14 protein-coding genes are annotated in these 18,216 nt (G+C 71.9%); 8 read left to right on the top strand and 6 right to left on the bottom strand.

Going from position 1 to position 18,216, the window contains the following annotated elements:
• Positions 1 to 126 precede the first annotated feature (126 nt).
• Both nrdR and ACSTA4_RS21735 read left to right on the top strand, forming a co-directional pair.
• A complete protein-coding gene (nrdR, locus tag ACSTA4_RS21740; RefSeq protein ID WP_248771484.1) occupies positions 127 to 612 on the top strand; it encodes a transcriptional regulator NrdR in 486 nt (161 codons plus the stop codon).
• A gap of 105 nt (positions 613 to 717) precedes the next feature.
• Positions 718 to 4,767 carry a vitamin B12-dependent ribonucleotide reductase gene (locus ACSTA4_RS21735; protein ID WP_444960805.1) on the top strand — a complete coding sequence of 1,350 codons (4,050 nt, stop codon included), beginning with the start codon at positions 718 to 720 and terminating at the stop codon, positions 4,765 to 4,767.
• A 67-nt stretch (positions 4,768 to 4,834) separates the two neighbouring features.
• Here ACSTA4_RS21735 and ACSTA4_RS21730 read toward each other — a convergent pair whose 3' ends face one another.
• Complete coding sequence (locus ACSTA4_RS21730) at positions 4,835 to 5,140, bottom strand: hypothetical protein (protein ID WP_378640919.1); 306 nt, start codon at positions 5,138 to 5,140, stop codon at positions 4,835 to 4,837.
• 287 nt (positions 5,141 to 5,427) lie between these two features.
• Here ACSTA4_RS21730 and ACSTA4_RS21725 point away from each other — a divergent pair, with 287 nt between their 5' ends.
• Together ACSTA4_RS21725 and ACSTA4_RS21720 are read left to right on the top strand one after the other, a co-directional pair.
• Positions 5,428 to 7,233 (top strand): SPFH domain-containing protein, encoded by a 1,806-nt coding sequence (locus ACSTA4_RS21725; protein WP_444960804.1) that lies wholly within the window; start codon positions 5,428 to 5,430, stop codon positions 7,231 to 7,233.
• On the top strand, positions 7,234 to 8,700 hold the full coding sequence (locus ACSTA4_RS21720) for an SPFH domain-containing protein (RefSeq protein ID WP_444960803.1): 1,467 nt from the start codon (positions 7,234 to 7,236) through the stop codon (positions 8,698 to 8,700).
• Between the two features lie 98 nt (positions 8,701 to 8,798).
• On the opposite strand, the gene ACSTA4_RS21715 is transcribed toward ACSTA4_RS21720, so the two are convergent.
• The 3 genes from ACSTA4_RS21715 to ACSTA4_RS21705 form a co-directional block, all read right to left on the bottom strand.
• Entirely contained in the window at positions 8,799 to 8,990 is a 192-nt protein-coding gene (locus ACSTA4_RS21715) for a hypothetical protein (protein WP_444960802.1), read from the bottom strand.
• A 195-nt stretch (positions 8,991 to 9,185) separates the two neighbouring features.
• Positions 9,186 to 9,842, bottom strand: a complete 657-nt coding sequence (locus tag ACSTA4_RS21710) for a hypothetical protein (RefSeq protein WP_274974251.1) — start codon at positions 9,840 to 9,842, stop codon at positions 9,186 to 9,188.
• 78 nt (positions 9,843 to 9,920) lie between these two features.
• Positions 9,921 to 10,493: a DoxX family protein gene (locus tag ACSTA4_RS21705; protein WP_444960801.1), complete on the bottom strand. Its 573-nt coding sequence runs from the start codon at positions 10,491 to 10,493 to the stop codon at positions 9,921 to 9,923.
• 201 nt (positions 10,494 to 10,694) lie between these two features.
• Between ACSTA4_RS21705 and ACSTA4_RS21700 the strand changes: the two genes are divergently transcribed.
• From ACSTA4_RS21700 to ACSTA4_RS21685, 4 genes are all read left to right on the top strand, one after another.
• Positions 10,695 to 11,393 (top strand): ribonuclease HII, encoded by a 699-nt coding sequence (locus tag ACSTA4_RS21700; protein ID WP_444960800.1) that lies wholly within the window; start codon positions 10,695 to 10,697, stop codon positions 11,391 to 11,393.
• Between the two features lie 192 nt (positions 11,394 to 11,585).
• Positions 11,586 to 14,057 carry an AAA family ATPase gene (locus ACSTA4_RS21695; RefSeq protein ID WP_444960799.1) on the top strand — a complete coding sequence of 824 codons (2,472 nt, stop codon included), beginning with the start codon at positions 11,586 to 11,588 and terminating at the stop codon, positions 14,055 to 14,057.
• Positions 14,058 to 14,099: 42 nt separating this feature from the next.
• Positions 14,100 to 14,834, top strand: a complete 735-nt coding sequence (locus ACSTA4_RS21690) for a nucleotidyltransferase family protein (protein ID WP_444960798.1) — start codon at positions 14,100 to 14,102, stop codon at positions 14,832 to 14,834.
• A gap of 47 nt (positions 14,835 to 14,881) precedes the next feature.
• A complete protein-coding gene (locus ACSTA4_RS21685; protein ID WP_444960797.1) occupies positions 14,882 to 15,679 on the top strand; it encodes a tyrosine-protein phosphatase in 798 nt (265 codons plus the stop codon).
• Positions 15,680 to 15,712: 33 nt separating this feature from the next.
• Here ACSTA4_RS21685 and ACSTA4_RS21680 read toward each other — a convergent pair whose 3' ends face one another.
• Both ACSTA4_RS21680 and ACSTA4_RS21675 read right to left on the bottom strand, forming a co-directional pair.
• Positions 15,713 to 17,329 (bottom strand): hypothetical protein, encoded by a 1,617-nt coding sequence (locus tag ACSTA4_RS21680; RefSeq protein WP_444964237.1) that lies wholly within the window; start codon positions 17,327 to 17,329, stop codon positions 15,713 to 15,715.
• Between the two features lie 199 nt (positions 17,330 to 17,528).
• Positions 17,529 to 17,816 (bottom strand): hypothetical protein, encoded by a 288-nt coding sequence (locus tag ACSTA4_RS21675; RefSeq protein ID WP_444960796.1) that lies wholly within the window; start codon positions 17,814 to 17,816, stop codon positions 17,529 to 17,531.
• Between the last annotated feature and the right edge of the window lie 400 nt (positions 17,817 to 18,216).

The following is an 18,216-nucleotide window of genomic DNA, read 5'->3' as shown; positions in this document are numbered from 1 at the left end:
GCGGGGTCAGGAAGAAGTCTAGGTTCGACCACAACATCTGGTGTTGCGACAGGAGTGGTTGCCCAGAAGTTGTGGTTTAGTGGTACCTAGGCGTTGTCGTTCGGCGAGAGAAGCAGGTGAACCAGGGTGCACTGTCCGTTCTGCCGCCATCCGGACACCCGGGTGATCGACAGCAGGTCCACCGACGACGGCGCGGCCATCCGGCGCCGCCGGTCCTGCCCCGTCTGCGAGCGCAGGTTCACCACCCAGGAGACCGTCCTGCTGATGGTGGCCAAGCGCTCGGGGGTCACCGAGCCCTTCAGCAGGACCAAGATCATCGCCGGGGTGCGCCGGGCCTGCCAGGGGCGCCCCGTCTCCGAGGACGCCCTGGCCAAGCTCGGCCAGCAGGTCGAGGAGGAAATCCGCGGCCGCGGCCTGGCCGAGGTCCCGGCCCACGAGATCGGCCTGGCCATCCTGGGGCCGATGCGCGACCTGGACGAGGTCGCCTACCTGCACTTCGCCAGCGTCTACCGCGGCTTCGAGAGCCTCTCCGACTTCGAGGCCGAGATCGCCAGCCTGCGCCAGGACCGCGAGGCCGAGACCGGCGGCCGGAGCGGCGCCACCACGGGGTAGCGCCCCTCGCGGCCGCACGCCGACCGCGCGGGGCCACACCACTCCCGGGACAAGGACGCCGGGCACGGTCGGTGACCGTGCCCACGAGTGAGGGGAGACCCGGCGATGACGGAAACCGCCAACGGTCCGGCCGGACGCAAGGGCAAGGGCAACCGCAAGGGGATCAGGGTGAGGCGCGTCTTCACCTCCCCGGGCACGCACCCCTACGACTCCCTGGAGTGGGAGCGCCGCGACGTCGTCATGACCAACTGGCGCGACGGCACGGTCAACTTCGAGCAGCGCGGGGTGGAGTTCCCCTCCTCCTGGTCGATGAACGCCACCCAGATCGTCACGAGCAAGTACTTCCGCGGCGCGGTGGGCACCCCCGAGCGCGAGTGGAGCCTCAAGCAGCTCATCGACCGCGTCGTCGGCGTCTACACCGAGACCGGCCGCGAGCACGGCTACTTCGCCTCCGCGGAGGACGCCGAGGTCTTCGACCACGAGCTCAAGCACGCCCTCGCCCACCAGCTGTTCAGCTTCAACTCCCCGGTGTGGTTCAACGTCGGTACGAGTGCAAAAGCCCAGGTCAGCGCGTGTTTCATCCTCTCCGTGGACGACACCATGGAGTCGATCCTGGACTGGTACAAGGAGGAGGGGATCATCTTCAAGGGCGGGTCCGGCGCGGGTGTGAACCTGTCGCGCATCCGCTCCAGCAAGGAACTGCTCTCCTCCGGCGGGACGGCCTCCGGGCCCGTCTCCTTCATGCGCGGCGCCGACGCCTCGGCCGGGACCATCAAGTCCGGCGGAGCCACCCGCCGGGCCGCCAAGATGGTCGTACTGGACGTCGACCACCCCGACATCGAGGACTTCGTCGAGACCAAGGCCCGCGAGGAGCACAAGATCCGTGCCCTGCGCGACGCCGGGTTCGACGTCGACCTCGGCGGCGACGACATGTTCAGCGTCCAGTACCAGAACGCCAACAACTCCGTGCGGGTCTCCGACGCGTTCATGCGCGCCGTGGAGAGCGGTTCCGACTTCGGCCTGACCTCCCGCACCACCGGCGAGGTCGTGGCCACGGTGGACGCCAAGGAGCTGTTCCAGCGCATGGCCAGGGCCGCCTGGGAGTGCGCGGACCCGGGCATCCAGTACGACGGCACGATCCAGGACTGGCACACCACGCCCGAGAGCGGACGCATCAGTGCGAGCAACCCGTGTTTTCCGGCTGATCAGCGCGTGCTGACGGACCGTGGACACATACCGATCGGTGATCTGATCAAGCGCGCGGCCCGAGGCGAGACCTTCGCCGTGTACACCAACGACATCACCGCTGAGACGGACGCCCAGAACGCTGTGGTGGCGACGATCCCCACCCAGTACATGGTCACGGGGACCAATGAGATCCTCGAACTGCGTTTCTCTGACGGCTCTCTCCTGCGCTGCACCCCCAACCACCGTCTGTGGACCGAGAACCGCGGCTGGGTGCACGCTGAGAAGCTGCTCTCCGATGACCGAGTCGTCCGTTCCTTCCAGTACGCGCCTCGTTCGAACCCGGTGCTGCGGATTCCCCGTGCGGCGCTGGAAGCCGCACGGACGGTGGCGGCCTTGCCGAGTGTCCGTCCTCTGTACCTGCCGGAGAAGTGGGACGAGGATCCCGACCTCGCGCACTACCTCGGCTGGCTCGTGGGGGACGGCTCGGTCGGTGATCAGGCGGTGGTGACCGTCTACGGTACGGCTGAGGAGCAGCAGAACGTCCTTCCTCGGCACCAGGCGCTCATCGAGCGCCTCACCGGGCACCGGAGCAAGCCGAGCCTCCAGCCGAACGGGACCCAGCAGCTCAGAATCACGCGTCGCACGATGGTCGAGTTCGTCCGAGCCCTGGGCCTGGGCGCCCGCGCGGAGGACAAGTCAGTGCCGCCGTCGCTCTTCGAGGCGCCCGAGGAGACCGTGCTGGAGTTCCTCCAAGGGCTGTTCGACGCAGACGGGTGCGCGGTGGACCAGAAGGCCAACGGAACGCGCTACATCGGTCTGGGCAGCCGGTCGGACCAGCTCCTGCGCGATGTCCAGGAACTCCTCGCCCCGTTTGGCATTGCCAGCCGTGTCTACAGGACATCCGAGGGCAAGCCGGATTCGTTCTCCTACACTCGCAAGGATGGGTCCACGGTCACCTATGGCAGTGACGGTCCGTTCTTCGACCTGCGGATCTCGGCCCAGTCCATGCAGGAGTTCTCCGCCCTCGTCAACTTCTCCCTGGAGGGAAAGAGCGAGAAGCTCCGAGAGGCGCTGGACTTCCGCCGTATGTACAGGACGAGGACGACTACACGCCTGTTCTCCAGGCGTTCCGCGGGATTCGAGACCACATACAACCTCACCGAGCCGCGCAACCACTCCTACATCGTGGGCGGCACCGTCGTCGCCAACTGCTCGGAGTACATGTCCCTGGACGACTCCTCCTGCAACCTGGCCTCGATCAACCTGCTGAAGTTCCTGCGTGAGGACGACACCTTCGACGTAGAGCGCTTCACCGCGCTCACCGAACTGGTCATCACGGCGATGGACGTCTCCATCACCTTCGCCGACTTCCCCACCGAGAAGATCGGCGAGACCACCCGCGCCTACCGGCAGCTCGGCATCGGCTACGCCAACCTGGGCGCCCTGCTCATGGCGACCGGTCACGCCTACGACTCCGAGGGCGGGCGCGCCGTCGCCGCCGCGGTGACCTCGCTGATGACCGGCGCCGCCTACCGGCGCAGCGCCGAACTGGCCGGGGTGGTCGGTCCCTACGACGGCTACCGGCGCAACGAGCGGGCCCACAAGCGGGTCATGCGCAAGCACGCCGCCGCCAACGACGACCTGCGCACCGTCGGAACCCTGGAGGAGCCGATCCACGCCGCGGCCACCCGCGAGTGGGCCGAGTGCCTCAGGATCGGCGAGCGCAACGGCTGGCGCAACGCCCAGGCGAGCCTTCTCGCGCCCACTGGGACCATAGGTTTCATGCTCGACTGCGACACCACCGGCATCGAGCCGGACTTCTCGCTGGTCAAGTTCAAGAAGCTGGTCGGCGGCGGCTCCATGCAGATCGTCAACCAGGCCATCCCGCGCGCGCTGGGCAACCTCGGCTACCAGGACGAGCAGATCGAGGCCGTCGTCGAGTACGTCTCCGAGAACGGCCACGTCGTGGACGCGCCCGGCCTGCGCACCGAGCACTACGAGGTGTTCGACTGCGCGATGGGGCGCCGCTACATCCGGCCCATGGGCCACGTGCGGATGATGGCCGCGGTGCAGCCGTTCCTGTCCGGCGCGATCTCCAAGACGGTGAACGTGCCGGAGGAGGCCTCGGTCGAGGACTTCGAGCACATCTACTTCGAGGGCTGGCGGATGGGCCTGAAGGCGCTCGCCGTCTACCGCGACAACTGCAAGGTGGGTCAGCCGCTGTCCACCGGCGGGACGCGGGAGAAGGAGGCCGAGCCCGAGGCGGAGGCCGCCGAGGCGCCCCGCCCGGTCCGCCGCCGCCTGCCCAAGAAGCGACCGAGCGAGACCACGTCGTTCTCCGTGGGCGGGGCCGAGGGCTACATCACCGCGGGCTCCTACCCGGACGACGGTCTGGGCGAGGTGTTCATGAAGCTCGGCAAGCAGGGGTCCACCCTGGCCGGGGTGATGGACGCCTTCTCCATCGCGATCTCCATCGCCCTGCAGTACGGGGTCCCGCTGGAGACCTACGTGGAGAAGTTCACGAACATGCGGTTCGATCCGGCGGGCATGACCGACGATTCCGACATCCGCATGGCCCAGTCGGTGGTGGACTACATCTTCCGCCGCCTGGCCCTGGACCACCTGCCCTACGAGGAGCGGGCCGCGCTGGGGGTGCTGTCGGCCGCCGAACGCCAGGCGCAGGTGGCGGGCGAGGACCCCGCGCAGGTCGCAGCGCAGGTGGAGTCCTACGCCCAGTCCGCCGCCACCCGAGGGGCGGACGCCCCGGAGGAGGCCCCGGCCGCCCCCGCGCGGGAGCCGCACACGGCGGCGGAGCGGCCGACCCGGGCGCACTCGACCGCGGAGCTGATGGAGGGCAAGGGCTTCGTGGCGGACGCGCCGCTGTGCGTGACCTGCGGTACCAAGATGCGCCCGTCGGGCAGTTGCTACGCCTGCGAGGGCTGCGGAGCCACCAGCGGTTGCAGCTGACCGGCGTCGGACGGGCGGTCCGGGGAGGGGGCGGAGCCGTACCCCTCCCCGGCGCTCCGGTCCCGTGTCAGCCGCGGTCGAGGTCCCCGGAGGCGGCCGCGACCGCGGCGGTCACGGCGGTCACCCCCAGCACGGCGGGCCAGGCGCCGACCTTCTTGGCCAGCGGGTGGGAGAGCCCGAACGCGCCCACGTACACGCCGGTGAGCGCGACCGCCGTGCCCACCCCCGAGCGGCGGCGCCAGGTCTCGAAGGCCGCTGCACCGAACGCGGCCAGCACGGCTCCGCCCAGCGGGCGGTTGCCCGTCGCGCGGGCCACCGTGTAGCCGCCGATCAGGCCCGCGGTGGTCAGGACGGAACTGGGTACTGCGGGCATGGACGGTGTCCCCTCTCGCGGCGGCCGGAGCCGGTGGCTGCGTGTGCCGACGACGTTATCGGCCGTCCGGCGGCGGTGTGGTCCGGCCCGCCCGGACCGGTCCCGAGGGTGGGTGCCCCCGTCACGTTCCGGTCTACAGCCCTGGGTTCCGGACGCGTCTCATGACAGGGTTGATGCTGTCCGCTACGGCCCCTCCGGTCACGGAACAGGTCCCCACCTGGAACCGGACCGCGGTACGCGACGTCGTAGCCGATAGTTCCCGACCTCCGACCAAGGAGCCCATGCCTATGTCGTTCGCGCAGACCGTGCGCGGCGCGGCCGGTGCCGTCGCCCAGGGGGGCGATCCGCGCCAGGCGGTGTCCGACGCGCTGCAACAGGCCACCGAGGGCGGTGGCCTCGACCCCCGGGACTTCGTCGCCGCCCGTGAACAGGGTGATTCCGTCGGCACCCGCATCGAGCAGAAGAGCACCTCCCTCAACAACGCGGGCGAGGCGATCAACCGCAGCTACTACGAGCGCGGCGACGGCGGGCCGGTCCACGTCATCTGCCCCATGGTCATCCCCCGCGGACGCACCTTCGTGACGATGCTCCCGGCCATCGCGCTGGTGGCCCTCGGCGTGCTGGGCGCCGTCACCGTCCTGGTCCCGCAGGCGGTCAGCGGCGGAAACCCGCTGACCAACCCGGTCTTCGGCGTCCACTACTGGCTGATCACCATCGCGGTGGCCGTGTTCATGTGGTGGCGCCAGGGCATGGTGATGGTGCCGGAGGGCTGCGAGGCGATCGTCACCCGCTTCGGCAAGATGGAGAACGTCTTCCAGGCCGGGCGGGTCACGCTCTTCAACCCCTGGAAGCGCGTCTCCTACATCGTCAACACCACCCGCGAGTACCCCTTCAACGCGCCGATCCGCTCGGCGCCCACCAAGAGCGGCGTGCAGGCCTCCATCGACCTGTTCGTGCAGTTCAGGATCGTCAACGCCACCGACTTCGTCTACACGCTGGGCGGCGTGAACGGCTTCCAGGAGAAGCTCAACAACGCGATCAGCGAGACCACGCGCAGCCTCATCTACGAGCAGCAGGCCTCGGCCATCTACGACATGGTCGGTGACAACACCCAGAGCCTGGTGGAGCAGCTCAACCGCCAGTTCAGCGGGATCGTGGAGCTGACCAGCGCCAACATCACCCACGCCGAGCCCTCCAACCAGGAGTACCGGATGGACCTGGCGGCGCCGGAGATGGTCCGCGTCGCCAAGGACGCCTACACCTTCGAGTACGAGCTCCAGCTGCGCAAGGAGCAGAACGAGGGTGACCTGAACAAGGAGCTGGCGACCCTCAACGAGACCCTGTCCGCGATCCAGGCCGACATCGCCCAGTACCAGGCGCAGATGGACACCGCCCTGGAGCGGGAGACCAACCGGGCCCGCTCCCTGGCCCACCAGCGCTTCGTCGAGGCCCAGTCCGAGGCCAACGCCAACGCGGCCCTGTTGCAGGCCCAAGCCCTGGACATCCGTGCGGTGAGCGCCGCCGACGCCCCCGAGATCCTCAACTACCGCTTCCGCGAGACCCTCCTGGACAAGCTGGAGGCGGTCGCCGACAGCCTGCCGCAGGTCCTGCGGATCGGGTCGGGCGACGCCGCCAGCGTCGACTACCTGCGCATCGCCCAGGAGATCATCGGCCAGGCCGACACAGCCCTGTTCTCGCAGGAGGACATGGACGCCATCCGCTCCCGCCTCGGCGACATCCGGGGCCGCATCGCCGAGCGCGAGCAGGAGATCAGCGCGCTGGTGAGGGACGCCGACGACCCCAGGTCCGAGCCTGGACGGGGTGAGGACCCGGGGGAGGAGCTGGTCGAGGAGATCCGCCAGTCCGTCTCCGAGCAGGCCATCGACGAGCGCATGTCCGAGGCGCCCCAGACGCCCCAGGGGTCCCGGGAGCCGCACGGTCGGCACGAGGCCCCGCGGGAGCAGAACCCCGCAGGGCCGCCGGTCGACGCGCCGCCGCCCTCGGGCGCCCCCCACCGGTCCCTGGAGGACCCGCCCCCGCCGCCGTGGTCGCGCGGCACCCAGGGCTCCGGCCCCGACGAGGGAGGTCAGTAGATGAGCGTGTCAGTGAACGCCGGCGGCGGCTCCAGCATCAAGGAGTCCCTCGCCTCGTGGGGTGACCTGGCCGGTCTGCTGCGCGGCGGCGACCAGGGCGCGATCGTCCCCGTGGTCATACCGCGCGACAACCGGGGCCTGCGGTGGACCGTCCTGGTCTGGTTCGGCCTGTTCGCCCTGTGCTCCGCGCTGATGATGGCCCTCAACGCCTCGGCGGGCGGGTTCGTCCTCGGGGTCGCCTACGTCGTGCTGGCCGTGCCGACCCTGATCGTCGGCGTCCTCAGCATCGTCGTGGCGGGCCTGTGGTGGTGGCGCAGCTCGATCATCGAGATCGAGGAGGGCACGCACGGCATCCTCACCAAGTACGGCGCGATCGTGAAGCCGATCGGTCCGGGCCGCCACTACCTGTGGCACCCGTGGTCGCGGGTGGACTTCGTGGTGGACACCCGCACGGAGATCCCCTACACGGCGCCGGTCCTGGCCTGCCCCACGCGGGAGAACGTGCCGCTGAAGTCGATCGAGTTCTTCCTCAAGTTCCAGATCACCGACCCGATCCGGTTCGTGACGATCATCGGCGCGAGCAACTTCGACCTCGTGCTCTCCAGCGCGGTGCAGGACGCCATCCGCCAGCGCAGCCGCCTGGTCAACACCGAGTCCGCCTACGACCTGCGCGGTTCCAACGTCGAGGACATGCGCCGCCTGCTCAACGGGCAGCTGGAGAAGTACGGTGTGCGCATCACCGGCTGCAACATCCCCGACGTGCAGCTGCCCAGCCAGTACCAGCAGCACCTGTCCACCCGGGAGCGGGTGGCCAAGGAGCTGGTGGCCTACGAGCAGGAGTGGGAGCTGACGCGCAAGCGCCGGATCGACACCCTGCTGATGGACATCGAGCGCTCCAAGAAGACCCGTGACGCCAAGATCGTCGAGGTCAACGCCTCCCTCAACAAGGCGCGCAAGGACGTGGCGCAGATGCTGGAGGAGCAGGAGACCGAGGCGCAGCGGGTGCGCTACGAGATCGAGACGCGCGGGCGCGCCGACCTGGTGGCCGCCGAGAACGAGGCGAAGGCGCAGGAGCGCCTGGCCACGGCCTACCGGGACAACCGGGCGGTGCTGGAGTACGAGTTGGCCCGCCGCCGCCTGGACGTGGGCGCCACCCTGGCCGGGCGCGCCCCGCGCCCGGTGGTGGTGCAGACCGAGGCGGGCGCGGGGGACGGTTCGGCGCTGTCGACGCTGCTGACCGCGCAGCTGCTGCCCCAGGTGATGGACGGCCGGGGCACGCGGGCGCCGCTGGGCGGCCCGGGCGGTTCGGGCGGGGCCAGGGACGTCCTGGACTCCGCGCAGGGCGCGGTCGCCGCGGCCGCCGAGCGCCAGCAGCAGATGGCCGACGAGTACCAGCGCCAGCAGGGCGCCGCGATGCGCGAGCAGTTCGAGCGCGGAGAGGGGTACGGCGGGCAGGGACGCCGCTGACCCGGCGGCCTCGCGCCCCGCGGCCGGTTCGCGGGGCGCGGGGCCGCACACGGGGGCCCGCGACCGGGAGTGGTCGCGGGCCCCTTCCGTGTCCGGGTTCAGGCGACGGGGGAGAGGGAGGAGTAGCCCTCGGCGATGTCGATCCCGTTCCGCGCGGCGATCTCGACCAGGTCCTCGACCTCGCCCGCCTGCGCGCTGGCCAGGTCGTCGTCGCCGAGCGCGTGGGCGCGGCGCAGCGCGGTGATCGAGTCGTGGATGCGCACGTGAAGGGTGAGCGCGAACTCGCGCATGGGGCCTCTCCTCAGGGTTGGCGGCGCTGCCGGGGAGGGAGGGCCTGCGGCTCTCCCCCCGGGGGCGTCTCCCTGTGTACCCGGCGAGGGTGAGAGCAGGGTTGGAGGGGGACAAGGACTGGCAAGGTCGGGGTGAAAACGCGGCCGCCCGCCGCGCGGTGGCGCGGCGGGCGGGTCACGGGTGCTCGGGCACGGTCAGTGGTTGACCCAGACGTACCAGTCGCCCGACACGTGTTCGTAGATCCTGGAGCCCTGCCCGGGGACGAAGACGCCCTCGGGGATGCGCTCGGCGCTGTGCGCCAGGCCCGAGGGGCTGAACAGCCCCGAACCCTCCACCGCGTAGTGGGTGACGCCCTCGTACGCCGAGACGCTGCGCAGCGAGTACAGCCCCACCCGTTCGCCGTTGAGCGGGATGGAGGTGCGGCCGTCGGTGTCCTCGCGCAGCGAGAGCAGCTGGTCGGAGGAAGCGCTGATCCGGCTCTGGAGCGGGACGTCGGCCACGGCCAGGCCGATCGCGGCGGCGGCGATCACCGGTGCGGACACCCAGCGCAGCCAGTAGTAGCGGATCATCGGGCGGGCCACCGCCAGGGCGATGCCCAGGCGCAGCGCGCCCATCCCGGCGAGCAGCAGACCGCCCACCAGGGCGGTGACGAACGTGGGCAGGTGGCCGCCGGGGACGCTGTCCTCGAAGAGCAGGACCAGGCCGACCACGCCGCAGGCGGGGATGTAGAGCCGACCGGGCGGACGGGAGGCCCAGCTGATCAGTCGCTGGCCGAGCGTCGGCTTCTCAGCGATCTCGATCAGCTTGGCCAGGGACCTGTCGGGGGTCGGGCCGGAAGCCGCGGCGGACATGGCGTTCCCTCCACCGAATCCGTGTCATGGGGACGCGGACCCGGAGCGAACGGGAAGAAGGGGCCGCAGGGGGCCGCGTCACAGTCGATACGGCCGCCGAAGCACGGCCTGCTCCACAGGATAGAGCAGTGGAGGGGCGTGTTCGGGGAGGCGGGAGGAAACGCCGCCGTCGCTCCCGCGGGTCGCGGACGGTTGACGACGGTGTTTCCGGTGCCGCACGCCGACGCGCGGTGAGAGGACGAGGTGGTCCCAGGACCAGCGTCCGCCGCTCACGGCCATCAGTACGCACACCGCCGTGACCAGCGACGTCGTTCCCCACGAGGAGAGGGGCGCCAGGTCGGGCGAGCCCGCCGTGAGGGCGCCGAGCACCGCCGCGACGGCGAGCAGGGGGCCGGTCAGCCATGTGAGCAGGCCCACGGCGAAGGCGATCGAGAGCGCGACGAGCAGGGCGGGCAGCGTCCCGGCGACCGGGGACAGCACGCCCAGTCCGGCGGCGTCGAGGTGTTGGGCCACCGCGGCCTCCCGGCCGCGCAGCGCGAGCCCGTACTCGGTGAACATCCATCCGACGCCCACCCGGACGAGGGCGGCGACGACGTCGTAGAGGCGTCCCCGGGAGATCCGTGGCCGCGGGTACGGCCTGGCGCGCTGCATGCCCATTCCTCCCGGGCGGACGGCGGTCCTGACAAGCGGAAACTACACAAAGTCATGGCCGTTGGCCTCTCGTGGCGCCCGGCGAGTCGCGCGAAAGGGCGCTTGCGCGGCCGTCCTGTCCGGGATCGGGGCCACCCGGCGGGGTCGTCCGCGCCCCGGGTCCCGCACGGCCTCCGCGCCGTACGCCCTAGGGTGGACACCGTGCCGACCACATCCACGCCCGCCCCGCCGCCCGCCGCACCCACCTACGAGCTGGAGGACGAGCTCCGCTCCTCCGGCGCGCGGGTGGTCGCCGGAGTGGACGAGGTGGGCCGCGGTGCCTGGGCCGGTCCGCTCCTGGTCTGCGCCGCCGTCCCCGGCGAGGGCGACCCGCCCCCCGGCCTGACCGACTCCAAGCGCCTGACCCCCAGACGCCGCAGGGAGATCGCCGACCAGCTGCGCCCCTGGGTCGCCGACCACGCCTTCGGCTGGTCCTCCCCCGAGGAGATCGACGAGGTCGGCATGACCGAGGCGCTGCACCGGGCCTCCCGCCGCGCCCTGGACGCGCTCTCCCCGCGGCCCGACGCCGTCATCCTCGACGGCAGGCACGACTTCATCGGCCGCCCCTGGAGGGTGCGCACCTGCGTCAAGGGCGACCTGGCCTGCGTCAGCGTCGCCGCCGCCGCGATCCTGGCCAAGGTCCGCCGCGACGCCCTCATGGCCGAGTTGGCCGCCGACCACCCGGGCTACGGGTTCGAGCGGGCCGCCGGGTACCCCTCGCCCGTGCACCGCGCCGCCCTGGCCGAGTCCGGGCCCACCCCGCACCACCGCATGAGCTGGTCCTACCTCGACGACCTGCCCCGATGGAAGCACCTGCGCAGGGTCCGCCCCGCTCCCGGCGGGCAGCTCCCCCTGCTGTGAGCACCGGACCCGCGGCCCCCGGGCGGCCCCCCGCCAGGGGGTACGACACGCGGTCCCGTACTGGACATCCGCCCCACTTGGGGCAAGGCTGTGGCTGTGGACGCCGGCCCCCCGGCGCCCCCCGCCCCCGACCCGAACCCCGCCGGTCAGGAGAGCCGACCGCCACGGACCCCCACGCAGGAAGGTTCATGGATGACGCGTGAGATGCGCTCCACCGCCGCCGCGGAGCCGGGACGCGCCTCGGGACTCGACCGCGTGCGCGCCCTCTACCACCGGACCCCCCTCGGCAGAAGACTCGTGTCCGCACTGGTCCTGCTGACCGTGGCCGCCGTCGTCGCGCTCGTCACGGGAGCCTCCGTCTTCGGCGCGGTCACCGGGGCCCTGGTCCTGCTTATGGTCCTGGCCGCCCTCATGCGCTCCGTGGACGCCTTCGCCACCGTCATGGTGTGCGTGCTCTGGCTCGCGGTGGCCGTCCCCCTCTTCCAGATCCCCCTCACCGGCGAACCCGTCACGCTGCTGGTCCTGCCCCTGCCCCCGCTCGTGGTCCTGGCCGCCGGCCGGGCGCGCGAGTTCCCCGTCTGGCACACCACCGTGCTCTCGCTGACCGCCGGGCTCATCGCCGGGTTCTCCCTGGCCCTGGTCGGACTGGTCGTGGAGCCCTTCGCCGCCTCCTGGGGGATCGCCCTGCTCTACGCCGCCGCGGGCGCCTGCCTGCTGTGGCGGCTGTCGGCCTCGCGCCAGATCCACCGGGAGAGCGAGGCCAACCGGCGCGAGACCGCCAAGTCCATGCCCGTCTCGCGCCGCAACGGCGGCGCGGGCCCCGCGAACGCGCCCGGGGGCCGGGACGGAGCCGAGGGCCGCACCCGGACGCTGCGCGCGCGCACCGGCAGCGGCTCCCGGGGTGCCCCTGCCGCCGACGCCGACGACGAGCCCGTCCCCGTCGACCAGGCCCTGGCCGAACTGGAGGACATGGTCGGCCTCGACCCGGTCAAACAGCAGGTGCGCGGGATCGCCGCCTCCATCGAGGCGGCCCGCCTGCGCGCCGACGCGGGCTTCCCCGTCGAGCGGCCCCTGCGCCACCTGGTCTTCTCCGGTCCGCCCGGCACCGGCAAGACCAGCGTCGCCCGCACCCTGGCCACCATCTTCCACTCCTTCGGGCTGCTGCCCACCTCCCGTGTGGTCGAGGCCCAGCGCGCCGACCTCGTGGGGGAGTACCTGGGCGCGACCGCCATCAGGACCAACGAGCTCATCGACCGGGCGCTGGGCGGTGTGCTGTTCGTGGACGAGGCCTACTCCCTGGTCAACGAGGGCGACGGCCAGGCCGACCGGTTCGGCAACGAGGCCGTGCAGACCCTGCTCAAGCGCGCCGAGGACGACCGCGACCAGCTCGTCGTCGTCCTGGCCGGGTACGAGAAGGAGATGGACGCCTTCCTGGCCTCCAACCCCGGTCTGGCCTCGCGCTTCGCCACCCGCATCAACTTCCCCAGCTACACCGCCGACGAGCTGTTCCGCATCGCCGAGTCCCTCGTCCACCAGCGCGGCGACACCCTCGACGAGGAAGCCGCCCAGGCGCTGCGGCGAAGATTCGACCAGGTGGTCCAGCGCGAGGTGGTCGACGAGCTCGGCAACGGCCGCTTCGCCCGCTCGGTGGTCGAGAAGGCCGCCCAGGCCCGCGACGTGCGCGTGGTCACCGCCGGGGTGGACGGCGCGGAGCCCGCGCCCCGGCCCGAGGCCGAGGACCTCATCACCGTCCGCGCCTCGGACGTGGAGGCCGCCCACAGGGAGCTGACCTCGCGCCTGCCCGGTTTCGGCGAGGCGCCCGGCATCGGTGAGGCGATGGCCGAACTGGACGCCATGATCGGCCTGGAGCCGGTCAAGGAGCAGGTCCGCTCCATCGTGGCCCAGCTGCGGGTGGCCAAGCTCCGCGAGGAGCAGGGGCTGCTCAACCAGGCGCCCATGCGGCACTTCGTGTTCTCCGGCCCGCCCGGCACCGGCAAGACCACCGTCGCCCGGGTGCTGGGCCGGGTCTTCGCGGCGCTGGGCCTGCTCGGCCGCGCCGACGTGGTCGAGGCCCAGCGCGCCGACCTGGTCGGCGAGCACCTGGGCGCCACGGCGGTCAAGACCAACCGGCTCGTGGACCGGGCGCTGGGCGGCGTGCTGTTCGTGGACGAGGCCTACTCCCTGGTCAACCCCGGCTACAGCGGCGGCGACGCCTTCGGCTCCGAGGCCATCCAGACCCTGCTCAAGCGGGCCGAGGACGACCGGTCCCGGCTCGTGGTCGTGCTCGCGGGCTACCCGGCGGAGATGGAGCGGTTCCTGGCCTCCAACGCCGGGCTGTCCTCGCGGTTCAACGTGCGGGTGCGCTTCCCCTCCTACACCGCCGACGAGCTCACCGAGATCGCCGAGGCCGTGGCCGCCCGCACCGGCGACGCCTTCGACGACACCGCGCGCGAGGACCTGCGCAGCATCTTCGCGCACGTGTGCGAGGCCGGGTGGATCGACGAGCTCGGCAACGGCCGCTTCGCCCGCTCCCTGTTCGAGAAGGCGTGCTCCCACCGCGACCTGCGCGTGTCCCAGGAGCTGGGCGAGGCCGCGACCGCCGCCGAACTGACCGTGCTGACCAGCGCCGACGTCCGCAAGGCCTACGCCGAGGCGACGCAGTAGACCCGAGGGGCCGCGCACACGCGTGCTGCTAGTGTCCGGTCCATGACCGCTGCACGCACTTCCTCCTCCGCGTCCCCCGTCACCCAGGCGCTCATCCTCGCCGGGGGCCAGGCCACCCGGCTGCGGCCCTACACCGACACCCGCCCCAAGGCGATGGTGGAGGTGGCCGGACGGCCCATCATCGACTACCAGCTGGAGTGGCTCACCGGCCACGGCGTCGAACACGTCGTCGTCTCCTGCGGCTACAAGGCCGAGGTCCTGCGCGAGCACCTGGAGGCCCGCGAGGGCGGCCCGCGGATCACGCTCCTGGTCGAGGACGAGCCGCTGGGCCGCGGCGGAGCCCTGCGCTTCGCCTCCACCGGCCTGCGCGACCCGGAGGCCCCCTACTTCGCGCTCAACGGCGACGTGCTCACCTGGTTCCCCCTGGACGAGATGACCGCCCGCCACCGGGAGCGGGGCGGCCTGGCCACCCTGGCCCTGGCCCAGTTCCGCACCACCTGGGGCATCGTGGACGTGGACGACCAGGACCGGATCGAGGGCTTCACCCAGAGCCCGCTGCTGCCGGTGTGGATCAACGCCGGGGTGTACCTGTTCGAGCCGGGCGTCACCCCGCTGCTGCCGACCAAGGGCGACCACGAGTCCTCCACCTTCCCCGAACTGGCCGAGGAGGGGCGTCTGACCGCCTACCGCATCGACGGCTTCTGGCGCGGCGTGGACACCGCCAAGGACGTCAAGGAGGCGGGGGAGCGGATCACCGCCATGCGCGAGGGCGCCTGACCCCGGCCGGGGAAGAGCGGACGTCGGCTGACCGGGCGCCGGGGAGGATGGGTATCGTCACCAAGGTGACGAACGACGGTTTCCTCCTCTTCAGCGCCCCCAACTTCCGCGACCTCGGCGGGCACCGCACCGCCTCGGGCCGCACGGTCCGCCGCGGGCTCGTTTACCGCTCCGACGCCCTGCACGCGATCGCCGCCGACGAGCTGCCCGCCTACAACGGCCTGGGCATCCGCCAGCTCGTCGACCTGCGCACCCCGCACGAGCGCGAGACCCTCCCCGACGTCGTCCCCGAGGGCGCCGAGTACGCGGTCGTGGCCGTGCAGGACCCCGAGGCGGCCGGGGCCAACTTCTCCCTGGCCCTGGCCGACCCCGAGAAGGCCCGCCTCATGTTCGCCGACGGCGCCGCCGAGCGCTTCATGCACGGCGTCTACCGCGAGCTGGTGACCGACGCCGAGGCGCTCACCGGGTACCGAGAGCTGGTCGAGCGGGTGGCCCGCGGCCCGGCGGCCCTGGTCTTCCACTGCAGCGCGGGCAAGGACCGCACCGGCTGGGGCGCCGCCCTGCTGCTCGGCCTGCTGGGCGTGGACCGCGAGGCCGTGGTCGCCGACTACCTGGCCAGCAACGAGCGCCAAGCCAACACCGACGAGTGGATGCGCAGGCTCGCCCGGCACAGCGCCCTGGACTGGGAGGAGGTCGTCCCCATGACGCGGGTGCGCGCCGAGTACCTGGAGACCGCCTTCGCCCACGTGGACGAGGTCCACGGTTCCTTCGACGCCTACGTCACCGAGGGCCTCAAGCTCTCCGACGCCACCGTCGAGCAGCTGCGCGAGCGCATGCTGGAGTAGGCGCGGCGCGGGCGCGGAGCCGGGGCGCGCGGCCTACAGCGCGTCCAGGCGGCGGCGCAGGTCGCTCTCGCCCGAGGCGGCCTCCAGTACCTCGCCCAGGGCGGCCAGCACGCCGGACCGGTCCACACCCCGGTCCAGCATCCGGCGGGCCGCCGCCCACAGGTTCGCGGGCCTGCCGTGCCACAGCCGCCGGGCCAGGCGCTCGTGCCGGTCCAGCTCCCGCTCCCGCTCGGGGTCGTCGCCGGTCACCGGCCGATACCACCGGTCCTGCCCGCTGGAGTGGCGGCCGCTGTGCGGCGTGGCCGCCTCGTACTCGCCGTAGTGGTCCAGGCGCAGCAGCGCTCTGCGGCCCCGCGCCGTGTCCGGGTCGAACTCCTCCGGGGCCCACGTCACCAGCTCGCTGGCCAGCAGCGGGAACGCGAACATCCGACGCGCCAGCGACGAGAAGTCGCCGTCCGGCATCAGCCGCCGCACCGCCTCCTGGCGCAGCCCCAGCGGGCGCGCCGGGTCGCGGTAGGTGCGGGTGAACTCCGCGGTGGACTCCCACACCGCGTCCAGCGTCGCGCCCACCGCCACCCGCGGCAGCCCGCCGCGTCCGCCCGCCCAGCGCACCCACGCCGCCAGCACGTGCGGCATGGCCTCCTGCTCCTCGGGCAGCAGCACCACCCGGCCGGGCAGCCAGTGCAGCAGGAAGGACTCCACCTTGCGCGGGCTGACGCGCATCGGCCGACCGCCGTCCACGTCGCAGCCGTGCGTGATGATGTGGTCGGCGCAGCGGCTCGCCGCGTAGGAGTCGGAGAGTTCGGCGGCCTCGTCCGAGGCCAGGAAGCGGGCGGCCAGCACCGCGCGCCGGTCGCGCCGCCACACCGGGGCGGGGAAGGGGTCCACCCCCTCGGGAGGCGTGGGCAGGGACCGCACCCGCGCGTTGGCCAGGGCGAAGTGCGCGGCCAGCGACCCCCCGGTCAGGTCGGAGACCTTCAGTCCCACCGGCTCCACGAGCGCCCCCGAGGCCCGGTCGGCCGACGCGCCCGCCACCACCTGCTCCGTGCGTTCCAGGGCCCGCGACAGCAGGGCGCGCGCCTCGGTCAGCTCCACCTGCGCGAACCGCGCGAACTCGTCCGCCTCGGCCCTGGTCCGGCAGCTCTCCAGCAGCTGCTCGACCTTGGTGGTCACCCAGGCGTCGCGCAGCACGCCGCCGCCGTTGTGGTCCAGGACCAGGATCAGCGCGTGCTCGGGCGGCAGCGAGCCCGGGTGGCCGGGGTGGTCGCCGTCGCGGCTGAACACGCACACGAAGTCCTCGGTGTCACCGAACTGGTCGGTGCTGACGTAGACGGCCACCGGTGTGACCGCGCCGAGCTGGGAGGCCCACGCCGGTACCTGGAGGCCGCGCTCGCGGAGCGCGATCATCCCCTGTTCGGCCAGGCCCCGCTGCTCGGACGAGGTGCCCAGGGCGGTGACCGCCGCGAGCACGCCCAGCCCCGCGGGCTTGCCGGAGGCGGTGGCGTGCGCCACCAGGCCCTCGCCGAGCAGCCTCTCCACGTCCACTCCGGGGACCCGCTCCCCCCACCACGTGCCGAGCAGCTCGCTGAAGGCGAGTTCGGCGTCGAGCGGGTGGCGCATGGCCAGCAGCGCTCTGGCGGCGCGCAGCATCTCGTCGAAGACGGCGCGGGGAACCGGTTCGGAACCTGGGGACGGAGGCATCGGGGAGGGCACCACCCGAGCGTATGCCAGCCCCGGGTGTGCGCTCCTCCGTTCCCGCGAACCGGCGGCGGCACCCCGGCGGTGCCGGGCGCGACCAAGGCGCGGCTCCCGTGGGGGGAGGCCGCGCCCCTGGTGGTGACCGTCGGGCTCAGCGCGGTTTCGGTATGCTCCGGTGGCCGCCGAACAGCCCCGCGGCCGATCTGCGCGCCGGCTTCCTGGCCGGCGGGGAGGGCGGCACGGAGTTCACCATCGCCTCCAGGTGCTCGCGGGCGACCCGCTCGACCAGGTGCGGCGTGACCGTGATGCCCAGGTGTTCGACGCAGTTCCAGGTGTCGCTGACGCAGCGTTCGACACATCGGTGGGACAGGGCACTGAACTCGTCGTGGAGCCGTGCCGAGATCCGACTGAGATCCTGGACCGGGAAGGTCTGGAGCATTCTCGCTCACACCCCTAGCTGGAGATGGCCTGGACGGTGACCTCCACCCATTTCACTTGTTCTGGACGGAGTGTCAACCCCTCTCCCGGCACGCTGTTGATAAAACCTCCGGGAAGCATCGTTTACTCGAACACCACCGTCATCGCAGTTCAACAAGGCGAAAAGGGTGTTTCAGGCGTATAACGCCCCTGGTCCCGAGTGGAGAACGCAAACCTCCCGGGAACTTCCATCGCCGGGAATGGGCGGAAAACACGTCGCCGAAAGTCTCCGTCCGCTGTGACGCGACCCTCGGGTGGCCTATTGTTTACCTTCCACGTCCGCGGGCGGCCTTCCTCCACGACGGCCGTTGCGTGTGGACGGCTGTGTCTTATGCTTGAGCCGTGACAGCGGCCGAGAGGAG

The organism is Nocardiopsis sp. M1B1 (assembly GCF_052466615.1).
Note: the sequence above shows the minus strand (reverse complement) of the source record. Positions and strands in the feature narration are given on the sequence as shown.